The 12,511-nt window shown below is 69.1% G+C and carries 9 protein-coding genes; 7 read left to right on the top strand and 2 right to left on the bottom strand.

Annotation, left to right across the window (positions count from 1 at the left end):
- Positions 1–33 precede the first annotated feature (33 nt).
- Both ACM0PB_RS01830 and ACM0PB_RS01825 read left to right on the top strand, forming a co-directional pair.
- Positions 34–1,926, top strand: a complete 1,893-nt coding sequence (locus ACM0PB_RS01830) for a formylglycine-generating enzyme family protein (protein ID WP_065179569.1) — start codon at positions 34–36, stop codon at positions 1,924–1,926.
- Between the two features lie 88 nt (positions 1,927–2,014).
- Positions 2,015–2,911 carry a M48 family metallopeptidase gene (locus tag ACM0PB_RS01825; protein WP_414604904.1) on the top strand — a complete coding sequence of 299 codons (897 nt, stop codon included), beginning with the start codon at positions 2,015–2,017 and terminating at the stop codon, positions 2,909–2,911.
- Between the two features lie 534 nt (positions 2,912–3,445).
- Here the strand turns inward: ACM0PB_RS01825 and xseA are convergent.
- Together xseA and queG are read right to left on the bottom strand one after the other, a co-directional pair.
- Positions 3,446–4,777, bottom strand: a complete 1,332-nt coding sequence (gene xseA, locus ACM0PB_RS01820; RefSeq protein ID WP_065186029.1) for an exodeoxyribonuclease VII large subunit — start codon at positions 4,775–4,777, stop codon at positions 3,446–3,448.
- Positions 4,778–4,821: 44 nt separating this feature from the next.
- On the bottom strand, positions 4,822–5,892 hold the full coding sequence (queG, locus tag ACM0PB_RS01815) for a tRNA epoxyqueuosine(34) reductase QueG (RefSeq protein ID WP_005417785.1): 1,071 nt from the start codon (positions 5,890–5,892) through the stop codon (positions 4,822–4,824).
- Between the two features lie 23 nt (positions 5,893–5,915).
- Here queG and ACM0PB_RS01810 point away from each other — a divergent pair, with 23 nt between their 5' ends.
- The 5 genes from ACM0PB_RS01810 (at position 5,916) to ACM0PB_RS01790 (ending at position 12,509) form a co-directional block, all read left to right on the top strand.
- The gene (locus ACM0PB_RS01810) at positions 5,916–7,400 is read left to right on the top strand and encodes a bifunctional ADP-dependent NAD(P)H-hydrate dehydratase/NAD(P)H-hydrate epimerase (RefSeq protein ID WP_065186030.1); all 1,485 of its coding nucleotides are present in this window, start codon (positions 5,916–5,918) and stop codon (positions 7,398–7,400) included.
- Entirely contained in the window at positions 7,397–7,879 is a 483-nt protein-coding gene (gene tsaE / locus ACM0PB_RS01805; protein ID WP_053500618.1) for a tRNA (adenosine(37)-N6)-threonylcarbamoyltransferase complex ATPase subunit type 1 TsaE, read from the top strand. The genes ACM0PB_RS01810 and tsaE overlap by 4 nt, the downstream gene beginning before the upstream one ends.
- Positions 7,880–7,961: 82 nt before the next feature.
- On the top strand, positions 7,962–9,530 hold the full coding sequence (locus ACM0PB_RS01800; protein ID WP_053500617.1) for an N-acetylmuramoyl-L-alanine amidase: 1,569 nt from the start codon (positions 7,962–7,964) through the stop codon (positions 9,528–9,530).
- A gap of 139 nt (positions 9,531–9,669) precedes the next feature.
- Positions 9,670–11,568 carry a DNA mismatch repair endonuclease MutL gene (gene mutL / locus ACM0PB_RS01795; protein WP_414604859.1) on the top strand — a complete coding sequence of 633 codons (1,899 nt, stop codon included), beginning with the start codon at positions 9,670–9,672 and terminating at the stop codon, positions 11,566–11,568.
- Between the two features lie 11 nt (positions 11,569–11,579).
- Positions 11,580–12,509 (top strand): DUF1684 domain-containing protein, encoded by a 930-nt coding sequence (locus tag ACM0PB_RS01790; protein WP_065178237.1) that lies wholly within the window; start codon positions 11,580–11,582, stop codon positions 12,507–12,509.
- The last annotated feature ends 2 nt before the right edge of the window (positions 12,510–12,511 follow it).

Raw genomic sequence — 12,511 nt, 5'->3', positions numbered from 1 at the left:
GTCGGTCCGCGTCCGTGCCGAAGGAGATCCTGCTTGCGTTTTCCGCTGTCGTCCGTGCTGTGCACCGCTCTGGCCGTGGCCTTGGCCGGTTGCACGCCGTCGCCCTCGGCAACACCGGAGCCGGGGCCGGCTGCTGGCGAAGACGCGCGGCCGCAGGAAGGTTCACTGGCGGAGCCGACGCCGGGGGTGGGGCAGGGTAGCGTCACCATTGCCGGTGAGGATGCCACCGAGGACGTGCAGCGGTGGACACCGCCACGCGTCGACCGGCAGGGCCGCAGCGTCGCCCAGCTGCGCCGCGCAGCCGAAAAGGCGTTCAGCGAAGGGCACCTGTACGAGGACGCCGACGCGGCGGTTCCGCTGTGGCTGGCAGTGCAGGAGGAAGATCCGGATGATCGCCTGGCCCGCAGCGGCCTGCAGCGTGCTCGCCAGCGCCTGCAGCAGCAGGCCGATGCTCTGCTGGTTCGGCCACTACGGCAGCGCGAGGCGCTGGCCGAGGCGAGTCGCCAGGCACTGGTGCTGCTGACCCTGGCGCCGAAGGATGAGAAGGTGCGCGCGCTGCAGGGCCGGGTGGAGCTCGCCCAGCGCGTGGTGGCCTATAACCGTGCCGGCGAGGAAGACCTGCGATCGGGGCGGATCGGCGAGGACGGTGACGGTGCGATTGGCAACTTCCGTGAAGCGCTGGCTCTGGACGAAGACAACAGCCGGGCGCGGCAGGGCCTGGCGGCGGCCGAAAGTGGCCTGATCCGCCGGGCCGAGGACGCCGCGCGCGTACGCGACTTTGCCAGTGCGGGCACCTGGCTGGCCGAAGCCAGCAAGGTCCGTGACTCGTCACCGACCATTGCCGATGCCTTCGAGCGCATCGAGCAGATCCGCGCCGCCGCGCTGCTGCAGCTGCGTGATGAGGGCCTGCGCGAGCTGGCGACGCCGCAGGGGCTGAAGCCGGCGCGCGAAAAGCTGGCCGAGGCCCTGCGCATCGCCTTGCCGGGGGATGCGGTGGTGGCCCAGCTGCGCGAACGCATCGATCTGGCCACCCATTACGGCAGCTTCCGCCCGGGGCAGGTGTTCAGCGACGCGATGCGTGATGGTGGGCGCGGTCCGCAGATGGTGGTTGTGCCGCATGGCGGCTTCCAGATGGGCGCGGGTGATGCCGAGCCCGGCTCCACCGACGCCGAGCGCCCCTCCCATTACGTTCGCTTTGACCGCGGCTTCGCGATGGCGATCACTGAGGTTACCGTCGGCGATTTCGAGCGCTATGTGAAGTCGACCAATGCCCGACCACGTGCGACCCGGCGCGGCCACTCGGTGGTCTATGACGAGCGCAGCGGCAATTTCATCCGCCGCAGCGGCGTCGACTGGCGTTCGGATTACGATGGCGCGCGCGCACTGGGCAACTCGCCGGTGATGCATGTCAGCGTGCGGGATGCCGAGAACTACGCGGCATGGCTGTCCGAGCAGACCGGACGCAGCTACCGGCTGCCGAGCGAGGCCGAATTCGAATATGCGCTGCGCGCCGGGAGCAGTGGCCGCTACCCCTGGGGAGACGCCGGTACGCCGCCGCCGGGCAGCGGCAACTTCACCGGCAGCAAGGACGTCTCGCCTTCGGGTCGGCACTGGCACAACGCTTTCATCGGCTATGGCGATGGCTGGTGGGGACCAGCGCCGGTGGCCAGTTTCCAGGCCAATGCTTTCGGCCTGCACGACATGGCCGGGAATCTGAGCGAATGGGTGGCCGACTGCTGGCACGCCAGCTACCGGCGTGCGCCGTCCGACGGTGTCGCCTGGTTCAACCCGGGCTGCCGGTCACGGGTGATCCGGGGCGGCAACTGGGCCAATGCGCCCGAGCAGACCCGTGCGGCCTGGCGGCAATCGCAGGATTCGGACACCACCAATGCGCGCATCGGCTTCCGCCTGGTGCGCGGCATCTGAGCGGCATCGGGCTTCACCCGCTGCTGGCGTCCGCGCACTAAGATTGCGCCGTGCCCGCCAGCCGGCGGGGTCTGCTGGAAGACCACCGATGCGCAACGATCCCTTTTCCCGCTCGCCCCAAGGTCCGCAGCGACGCGGCCTGTTCGGCAACATCCGCTGGTGGGTGCTGCTGCTGGCAGCGGGCTATGCGGTGTTCTACTGGTTCTCCAATCGCACCGTCGATCCCTACACCGGCGAGAAGGTGATGATCGACAGCAGCCTGGATGCGCGCCAGGAGACCGCGCTCGGTCTGCAGGCCTACCAGCAGATCCTCGCGCAGGAACGGCCGATGGATCCGAATGCGCCGATCGCGCGCGATGTGCGCGACATCGCGCAGCGCCTGATCGCCAAGGTGGATGTGGTGGAGACCGCGCTGGCACAGGAGCACGGCGTGCAGCCGGCGCATTTCGCGCGGGATTTCCAGTGGGAAGTGAATGTGATCCCGTCCGGGCAGGCCAATGCGTTCTGCCTGCCGGGCGGCAAGATGGCGGTCTACACCGGCCTGGTGCCGGTGGCGCGTACGCGTGATGCGATGGCGGTGGTGATGGGCCATGAGATCGCCCACGCGCTGTTGCGCCATGGTGCGCAGCGGATGGCGCAGCAGAAGCTGACCCAGATCGGGCAGATGGCCGGTGCCGCCAGCGGCATGGATGCGCAGCAGCAACAGATGATGATGTCGGCGATGGGCTACGGCTATCTGCTGCCCTATGCGCGCAGCCACGAGACGCAGGCCGATGAAGTGGGGCTGATGCTGGCTGCGGCGGCGTGCTTCGATCCCCGCGAGGCGGTGCCGCTGTGGCAGCGCATGGGCCAGGCCAGTGGCGGCCAGGCGCAGCCGGAGTTCGCTTCCACCCACCCGAATCCGGGCACCCGCATCCAGAACCTGCAGGCACTGATGCCGAAGGCGCTCGAGTACCGGCAGAAGTTCTGCGAGCAGGCAAAGTAGAGGGTGTTCGGCAGGGCTTGCAGCCCTGCACCTGCCGAAGCCAGAGCAACAGCAACAGCAACAGCCGAAGCAAAAGCTGGCTATCCGTGGGATGGCGGGGTGGGTCCGGTTGCGGGAGACGCCGTAAACCCGTCCATGGGGGCTTGGCCGCGGCATCCATGCCGCGGACACTCCCGCAACCGGACCCACCCCGCCTTCGACAGATTTCTGCGACCTGCCGGAATGGCGCTTGGGGTCAGATCCGTTTTCCGCAGGAAAACGGATCTGACCCCGAATTGATTCGATATCTGAAAGAGATTCATTCACGCATGGCGTGGATCTACCCCATCGCGGAAAACTGTCAGAGGTGGGGCGGTGTCGGAGTGCGGGGTGTCAGCCGCATGGATGCGGCTGCCAAGCCCCCATGGACGGGTTTACGGCGTCCCCGCACTCTGGCACCGCCCCGCCAACCCGCGGAATGCCAGCTTTTGCTGTTGCTTCGGCCGTTGCTTGAAGCCTCTGCGGGTGCAGGGCGCAGCCCTGCCGAACCCCCCTCTACTTGACCTGTACGTCGATCACGCCGTCACCAACGCGGGCCTGCAGGGCGTCACCAGGTTGCACCTGGTCGATGCGCCGCACCAGCGCACCATCGTCGCTGCGGGTCAGGATGCTGTAGCCGCGGGCTACGGTGGCCAGCGGGCTGACTGCTTCCAGTGAACGCGCCAGCCCGCGCAGCCGCAGCGCATCGCGCTCCAGCAGACGCTGCATCGCTGCCTGCGGTCGTCCGCGCAGGGCGGCCAAGCGGCGCTGCATCGTGTCAAGCTGGCGCTGTGGATGGTGCCCGCGCAGGACCGCCGCTGCATGGCGAAGCCGCGCAGCACGGCGCTCCTGCTGCTGGTTGAACGCGGCATGCAGGCGTCGTCCCAGATCGAGCTGGCGTCGACGCAGCAGATCCAGTCGTGCCTGCGGGCTCTGCGCGTTCAGGCGCAACAGGGCGCGGTCGGCGCGCTGCATCGCCTGTTGCATCGCATGCCGGTGCAGCTGCAGCATGCGAACGGCCGTGCGGCGCACGCGCAGGGCCAGTTCGCGCTGGTCCGGTACCAGCAGCTCAGCCGCCACCGATGGCGTCGGTGCACGCAGGTCGGCGGCGAAGTCGCTCAGGCTGAAGTCGGTTTCGTGGCCAACCGCAGACACCACCGGGGTGCGGCTGGCGGCGATCGCACGGGCCAGGGCTTCATCATTGAAGGCCCACAGGTCTTCCAGCGAACCACCACCGCGGGTCAGCAGGATCACGTCGTAGCGGCCGCTGGCATCGGCGGCCTGCAGCAGCCGGGTGATCTGCGCGGCGGCACTGCTGCCCTGTACCAGGGTCGGCAGCAGGTCAACTTCCAGCAGCGGGAAGCGCCGGCCGAGCACGCTCAGCACATCGCGCACGGCAGCGCCGGTGGGCGAGGTGATCACGGCCAGGCGTCGCACGTGCGCCGGCAGCGGCCGCTTGCGTGCCGGGTTGAACAGGCCTTCGGCCTCCAGCCGTGCCTTCAGCTCCTCGAAGGCGCGGCGCAGCGCGCCTTCGCCGGCTTCCTCCATGTGGTCCAGCACCATCTGGTACTCGCCACGGGCGTCGTACAGGGTCACCTTGCCGCGCACCAGCACGCGCATGCCTTCGCGCGGCACGAACTTCAGGTACTGCGCCTTCATCCGGAACATCGCCGCACGCAGCTGCGCGCGCGCGTCCTTCAGGGTGAAGTAGAGGTGTCCGGAGGCAGGACGCGCCACGCTGCCCAGTTCGGCCTCGACCCAGATCGCCGGGAAGCTGCCTTCCAGCAGGTCGCGGGCCAGGGTGTTGAGCTGGCTGGGGGTGAGGATGTCGTTGTTGCGTGGCTGCATGGAAACGGCGTGCTGCGGGCGGAACGGGGGCTCAGGATCGCACGTCAGCGCGCCGTATGCTGGCCCAGTGCCCACTGCACGTGTTCACGCACCAGCGGCGAAGGATCGTCGATGCGGGTCTGCAGGGCAGCCAGCGCTTCGGCCGAGGACGGCGCATTGCCCAGCGCCACGGCGATGTTGCGTAGCCAGCGCTCATGGCCGCTGCGCCTGATCGGGCTGCCTTCGGTGCGGCGCAGGAACTCGGCTTCGTCCCAGGTGAACAGCTGGTCCAGGCGCGCGGTATCGAGGTTGTTGCGCGCGCGGAAATCGGCTTCGTCGGTGCGCTTGGCGAACTTGTTCCAGGGGCAGACCAGCTGGCAGTCGTCGCAGCCATAGATGCGGTTGCCGATCAGCGGGCGCATCTGTTCGGGAATGGCGCCGTCGTGTTCGATGGTCAGGTAGGAAATGCAGCGCCGCGCGTCCAGCCGCTGCGGCCCGGTGATGGCCTGGGTCGGGCAGACATCGATGCAGCGCGTGCAGGTGCCGCAGTGCGCCGTGGCCGGCGTATCGATCGGCAGCGGGATGTCGATGTAGATCTCGCCGATGAAGAACCAGGAACCGCCATGGCGGTCGATCAGGCAGGTGTGCTTGCCGATCCAGCCGAGCCCGGCGTTGCGGGCCAGTGCGCGCTCTAGGACGGGGGCGGAATCGACGAACACGCGGTAGCCCAGTGGCGCGACTTCGTCGTTGATCTGCGTGGCCAGCTTCTGCAGGCGGTTGCGCATCAGCTTGTGGTAGTCGCGGCCCAGCGCATAGCGCGCCACATAGGCGCGGCCCGGGTCGGCCAGCGTCGCCCAGGCTTCGGTGTCATCCTTGTGGCTGTAGTCCATGCCCACCGAGATCACGCGCACAGTGCCGGGCAACAGCTCGGCCGGTCGTGCGCGCAGGGTGCCGTGGCGCGCCATCCAGTCCATCGTGCCGTACAGGCCCTGACCCAGCCAGTCCGCCAGGTGCGCCTCATCCTCGCCCAGCTCGATACCGGCGATGCCGCAGCGCTGGAAGCCATGCGCGCGGGCCAGTTCGCGGATGCGCTGCACGGCCTGGGCCGGATCGACGGGGGTGGGGGCGAGGGACATGCGCACCAGTATAAAATCCCTGCATGGCCAACCTCGCCGATCTGTTCGATTCCGCTGCCGCGCGTGCGCTTGATGCCCAGGCGTCCACCCTGGCGGGGGATGCTGGCTGGGGACTGATGGCGCAGGCCGGCCAGGCCGCCTGGCAGTGCCTGCTGCAGCATTGGCCGCAGGTGCAGCGCATCGGCGTGGTGGTCGGTGCGGGCAACAATGGCGGCGACGGCCTTGTGCTGGCTCGCCACGCGTTGCAGGCCGGACGCGAGGTGAGGGTGATCGCCCTGCCGGGCAGGGCGCCATCGACCGCGCTGGCGCAGCGTGCAACATCGGAGTTCAGGTCCGACGGCGGCGCCATCACCGAGTTCGACGGCTCGCTGCCCGAGGCCGACCTCTGGGTCGATGCCCTGTTCGGGCTGGGCTTCGATCGCGCGCCGGAGGGTGCGGCGCAGGCGCTGATCGTTGCGATCAATGCGCAGGCGGCACCTGTGCTGGCCGTGGATGTGCCCAGTGGCGTCGATGCCGACCGCGGTGCGATACCTGGCGCGGCAGTGCGCGCGGCGCTGACCCTGCAGTTCATCGTGGCCCATCGCGGGCTGTACACCGGCGACGCGCTGGATCATTGCGGGCACAAGGCCCTGGCACCCCTGCAGTTGCCCGCTGCCGCATGGCAAAGCGTGTCGCCTGCCGTGGAGTACTGGGCGCAGGCACGGTTGCCGGCCCTGTTGCCGCCGCGCCGCGCAAATACCCACAAGGGTGAATCCGGCCACGTGCTGTGCGTCGGCGGCAACCATGGCAGCGGCGGTGCCATCGCCATGGCAGCCGAGGCCGCCTTGCGCGCAGGGGCGGGGCTGTTGAGCCTGGGTACCCGCCGCGACCACGTCGCTCCACTGCTGGCTCGCCTGCCCGAGGCGATGACCCACGCGCTGGAAGACGGCGAGGCGCTGCCGGCATTGCTTGACAGGGCAAAGGTGGTGGCGATCGGGCCCGGTCTGGGCCAGGACGAATGGGCGCGCGCACTGTTTGCGCGGGTGCTGGCCAGCGCCAAACCACTGGTGGTCGATGCTGACGCGCTGAACCTGCTGGCGCAGGATCCGCGTGCCTTGCCTGGCGCCGTCCTCACACCGCACCCGGGCGAGGCCGCACGCCTGCTCGGCTGCAGCACCAGCGACATCCAGGCCGATCGCTACGCCTGTGCGCAGACGCTCGCCGAGCGTTTCCACGCGGTGGTGGTGTTGAAGGGCGCCGGCAGCATCGTGGCGGCGCCCGGGCAAACGCCCCGGTTGATCGCCGCCGGCAATCCCGGCATGGCCGTGGGGGGCATGGGCGACCTGCTCACCGGCATCATCGCCGGCCTGCGCGCGCAGGGCCTGTCCGCCTTCGATGCCGGCGCGGCGGGCGCGTTGCTGCATGCGCTGGCCGGCGACGCGGCTGCCGCTGACGGCGCACGCGGCCTGCTTCCTACTGATCTGCTGGCGCCGTTGCGGCGACTGGCCAACCCGGAACGCTTCCCATGACCGATTTCTTCCTTGCCGACAGCGACGCCACCGAACTGCTCGGGCAGTGGCTGGCGACCACCCGGCCGCCGCAGGCGCTGATCGAACTGCGCGGCGACCTGGGCGCCGGCAAGTCCACCACGGCCCGCGCGCTGCTGCGGGCGCTGGGCGTGCAGGGCGCGATCCGCAGTCCCACCTACACCCTGGTCGAGCGCTATCCGCTGGCCAGTGGCGGTGAGGCGTGGCACCTGGACCTGTATCGCATCGGCCAGGCCGGTGAGCTGGATTTCCTCGGCCTGGACGAGGGCAGCGCGGTCTTGTGGCTGGTCGAATGGCCGGAACGGGGCGCCGGCGCGCTGCCGCCGACCGACCTGGTGGTAGCACTGGAGATCGAAGGACAGGGGCGACGCGCCAGTCTCACCGCGAGCAGCGACGTTGGGCATGAATGGCTGAAACGGCTGCCTCAAGGGGGCGACTTGCAGGCCATTTCTGTCGGCTGACGAGAACAAACACCGGCAGGTTACGGATTATTAAGGAAAAAGGTGTTGCATTCCGTTCAGCGCGGTGATTGAATCCTGAGCCATGCGCCCGGGGAACCGTCTCATCGCCATCTGTGCCGCCGTCGGACTGGGTCTGGCGAGCGTCAGTGCGTGGGCGGGTGAAGTCCGCCAGGTCCTGCTGAACACCGGCGCGACCGGCACCCGTGCCGAGATCTCGCTGGTCGGCAGTGGCGGCTACAAGACCCTGTCGCTGGCCGGCCCGAACCGCCTGGTGGTCGATTTCCCCGACTCCAGCGCCGTACGCAACCTGAAGATGCCGGCCGCGCAGGGCGTGGTCACGGCGGTGCGTACCGGACAGCCGGTCCCGGGCACTTTCCGTGTCGTCTTCGACCTTGCCGAATCGGTGGCGCCGTTCCGTCCGCAGATGCAGCGCGAGGGCAATGAATCCAAGCTGGTGATCGAATGGCCGGGTGATGGCCCTGCCGTGGCCACCAGCCGCCCGGCGACGCCGCCGGCGGTGCAGTCGCAGGCGGCCGCTGTGGGGGGCTCAGTCGCGCCCGCGCCGGCCGAGAACGCGCAGTCGCGCACCGATGCTGCGCGGGCCACCGCCCTGCTGACCGCACAGGTGCAGCAGCAGGCCAGCGCCAGCGCCGCCGCACCCGCCACGCCGACCCCCGCACCGACCAGCGCGCCAGCCCAGGTTGCTGCGGCAGGCGTCGCGGCCAGCAGCACGCCTTCATCCTCGCCGGCTGCAATCCTTGCCGGCCAGCGCACTGCTGCGGTGGTGACCACGCCGCCGGCAACGGCCCCCACACCCGCGCCGACGCCGGCCGAGCCGCCGCGTCCGGCGATGCCCAGCGATGCATCGCGCATCCGCATGCAGCCCGGCATGCGCCACCTGGTGGTGGCGATCGATCCCGGTCATGGTGGCCAGGACCCGGGCGCGATCGGCCCGACCGGCAAGCGCGAGAAGGATGTCACCCTGGCGGTGGCGCGTGAGCTGGCCCGCCAGGTCAATGCCACGCCGGGCCTGAAGGCCTACCTGACGCGCGACAGCGACGTGTTCATTCCGCTGCCGATGCGCGCGCAGAAGGCGCGTGCGAACAAGGCGGACATTTTCATCTCGATCCACGCCGATGCGGCTGAAAACCGTTCGGCCACGGGTTCGTCGGTGTACGTTCTGTCGACCAAGGGTGCCTCTTCGCAGCGCGCCCGCTGGCTGGCGGACAAGGAAAACGCGGCCGACCTGGTCGGTGGGGTGCGCCTGCAGCAGACCGAAGGCACCCTGGCCAACGTGCTGCTGGACCTGGCCCAGAGCGGCTACATGAAGGCGTCCGAAGATGCGGCCGGCCACGTGCTGGGCGGTCTGAAGCGGATCGGCAACAACCACAAGCCGAACATCGAGCGCGCCAACTTCGCGGTGCTGCGCACGTCGGACATGCCGGCGATGCTGGTGGAAACGGCATTCATTTCCAATCCGGATGAAGAGCGCCGCCTGACGGACCCGGCATACCAGCGCAAGGTGGCGGGCGCCGTGCTGGATGGCGTGCACACCTTCTTCAGCCGCCAACCGCCGCCGGGCACGTTGTATGCCGCCCGCGCGCAGGCTGAGATCGACGCCGCAGCCACGATGGCAGGCGGCAGCAAGTAAGCCGCCGAAGGCGGATTACTGCTTTCCGTAGAGTCGACTGTCAGTCGACTGCGCGCGCAGTATGGGGGTTTCGGTGGCCGGCGAAGAGCAGTCGACTGACAGTCGACTCTACATGCGCAGCCTCCGTTATCATCCCCGCATGACGTCTGCTACCCATCCGCGCCCGATCCGGCCGTTGCCGGAGATCCTCATCAACCAGATTGCCGCGGGCGAAGTGGTCGAACGACCCGCGTCGGTGGTCAAGGAGCTGGTCGAGAACGCGATCGACGCCGGCGCCAGCCGCGTTGATATCGATCTTGAAGAGGGCGGCGTGCGCCTGATCCGCATCCGCGACAACGGCAGTGGCATCGCGCCCGAGCAGTTGCCCCTGGCGGTGTCGCGCCATGCCACCAGCAAGATCGCCGATCTTGACGATCTCGAATCGGTGGCCACGCTCGGTTTCCGTGGAGAAGCGCTGCCGTCGATCGCATCGGTCAGCCGCTTCACCCTGTGCTCGCGGCGCGCGCACGACGAGCACGGTTCGGCACTGCAGATCGAAGGCGGCAAGATCGGCGAGGTGACCCCGCGCGCGCATGCGCCGGGCACCACGGTGGAAGTGCGCGAGTTGTTCTACAACGTGCCGGCGCGGCGCAAGTTCCTGCGCGCCGAGCGTACCGAACTGGGCCATATCGAAGAGTGGCTGCGTTCGCTGGCACTGGCACGGCCGGATGTCGAGCTGCGCGTGTCGCACAACGGCAAGGCCTCGCGGCGCTACAAGCCGGGCGATCTGTACTCCGATGCGCGCCTTGCCGAAACGCTGGGCGAGGATTTCGCCAACCAGGCCGTGCGCGTGGACCACAGCGGCGCCGGCCTGCGCCTGCATGGCTGGATTGCGCAGCCGCATTATTCGCGCGCGAGCGCCGACCAGCAGTACCTGTACGTCAACGGTCGCTCAGTGCGTGACCGCAGCGTCGCCCACGCAGTGAAGATGGCCTACGGCGACGTGCTGTATCACGGCCGCCAGCCGGCCTATGTGCTGTTCCTCGAACTGGATCCGACCCGCGTCGACGTCAACGTGCATCCGGCCAAGCACGAGGTGCGCTTCCGCGATTCGCGGCTGGTCCACGATTTCGTCTATCGCACGTTGAAGGATGCGCTGTCCGATACCCGTGCCGGCATGTCGGCGCAGGAGATCGGTGCCGGCCCCGCACATCCGGTGGACGCCGCCGCCGTCCCGACCGCATCGAGCGCCGGCGCGTCGGGGTTCGGGCTGGTGCGCGGGGCTGCGCCCGGCTCGGGAGGTGGTGGCGGGTTTTCAGGCTGGCGTCCGCAGCAGCCGCTGGGCCTGCAGGTGGCCGATGCACCGGCCGCCTACGCCGCGCTGTACGCCGCGCCCGCCGGCGTCGAACGCGCAGCGGCGTTGCCGCCGATGCCGAGCGAGAACGGGTTGCCGGTGACCAGTGCCGACGCGGGTGTACCGCCACTGGGCTACGCGATCGCGCAGCTGCATGGCATCTACATCCTGGCCGAGAACGCTGAAGGCCTGATCGTGGTCGACATGCATGCGGCCCACGAACGCATCGGCTACGAGCGCCTGAAGAATGCGCACGATGGCATCGGCCTGCAGTCGCAGCCGTTGCTGGTGCCGATCACGCTGGCGGTGGGCGAGCGCGAGGCCGACACCGCCGAAAGCGAAGCCGAGACACTGGCGGCGCTCGGCTTCGAGGTGACCCGGGCCGGCCCCGGTTCGCTGCACGTGCGCAGCATTCCGGCACTGCTGGCGCATGCAGAACCGGAAGGACTGCTGCGCGACGTGCTGACCGACCTGCGCGAGCATGGCCAGAGCCGCCGCGTGGCCAGTGCACGCGACGAACTGCTGTCGACCATGGCCTGCCACGGCGCGGTGCGTGCCAACCGGCGCCTGACCGTGCCGGAAATGAACGCGCTGCTGCGCGACATGGAAATCACCGAACGGTCCGGCCAGTGCAACCACGGCCGACCGACCTGGGCCCGTTTTTCGCTGGCGGAGATCGACCGCTGGTTCCTGCGCGGACGTTGAGGGGAGCATCGATGCGTTATCGGGGAATGGCGGGCCTGCTGGCCGCCGTGGTGTTGGCCGCCTGCAGCCCGGCAACACCGCCGGCGCCGACGGCCGCTGAAGATCCGGCCTACGCGGCCGCGCAGCAGCAATGGCGTGTAGCGCGCTACCAGGACCTGACCCGGCCCGATGGCTGGACGGCCCTGGTCGGCCTGCACTGGCTGCAGAACAAATCCCATTTCGTTGGCAGCGGCGCCACCAACGGCATCCGCCTGACGGTTGGCCCGGACAGGCTGGGCCTGCTGCGTCGCGAAGGGACGCAGTGGTGGTTCACGCCTGAAGCCGGTGCCGATGTCAGCCACGACGGCCAGCCGGTGCGTGGCCGCATCCGCGTCGACACCGACAAGGACGCGCAGCCGACGCTGCTGGCCTTCGACGGCGGCAAGGGCCAGCTCAGCATCATCCGCCGGGGGCCACGGGACGCGCTGCGGGTCAAGCATGCCGAGGCACCTGCGCGGCGTGATTTCGCCGGCCTGCAGTACTGGCCGGGCGGCGCGGACTGGCAGGTGCAGGCGCGCTTCATCGCGCATCCGCCGGGCAAGACCTTGCCGATCGTCGACATCACTGGCTTGACCACCGAGATGCCCAATGCCGGTGCGGTGGAGTTCGAACGTGATGGCCGCAGCTGGCGCCTGGAGGCCATCGGTGCGCCCGGTCAGCCACTGTTCCTGATCTTTGCCGACCGCACCAGCGGCCGCGGCAGCTATCCCGCCGGGCGCTATCTGGATACCGATGCCCCCGCTGCAGACGGCACGGTGCGCATCGATTTCAACCATGCCTACAACCCACCGTGCGCGTTCACCGCCTACGCGACCTGTCCGCTGGCGCCGCCGGAAAACCGGTTGGACCTGCGCGTGGAAGCGGGCGAGAAGGCCTACCACCTGCCTGAAGGAGAAGGCTGACC

It is taken from the genome of Stenotrophomonas sp. AR029, from assembly GCF_047520695.2.
Lineage (GTDB): Bacteria > Pseudomonadota > Gammaproteobacteria > Xanthomonadales > Xanthomonadaceae > Stenotrophomonas > Stenotrophomonas sepilia.
This window is presented reverse-complemented; position numbering and strand designations above follow the sequence as displayed.

Excerpts from the sequence above, each read along its gene's own strand:
- ACM0PB_RS01825 (WP_414604904.1), top strand. The coding sequence starts at position 2,015 with ATGCGCAACGATCCCTTTTCCCGCTCGCCCCAAGGTCCGCAGCGACGC.
- xseA (WP_065186029.1), bottom strand. The coding sequence starts at position 4,777 with ATGCAGCCACGCAACAACGACATCCTCACCCCCAGCCAGCTCAACACC.
- queG (WP_005417785.1), bottom strand. The coding sequence starts at position 5,892 with ATGTCCCTCGCCCCCACCCCCGTCGATCCGGCCCAGGCCGTGCAGCGC.
- ACM0PB_RS01810 (WP_065186030.1), top strand. The coding sequence starts at position 5,916 with ATGGCCAACCTCGCCGATCTGTTCGATTCCGCTGCCGCGCGTGCGCTT.
- tsaE (WP_053500618.1), top strand. The coding sequence starts at position 7,397 with ATGACCGATTTCTTCCTTGCCGACAGCGACGCCACCGAACTGCTCGGG.
- ACM0PB_RS01800 (WP_053500617.1), top strand. The coding sequence starts at position 7,962 with ATGCGCCCGGGGAACCGTCTCATCGCCATCTGTGCCGCCGTCGGACTG.
- mutL (WP_414604859.1), top strand. The coding sequence starts at position 9,670 with ATGACGTCTGCTACCCATCCGCGCCCGATCCGGCCGTTGCCGGAGATC.
- ACM0PB_RS01790 (WP_065178237.1), top strand. The coding sequence starts at position 11,580 with ATGCGTTATCGGGGAATGGCGGGCCTGCTGGCCGCCGTGGTGTTGGCC.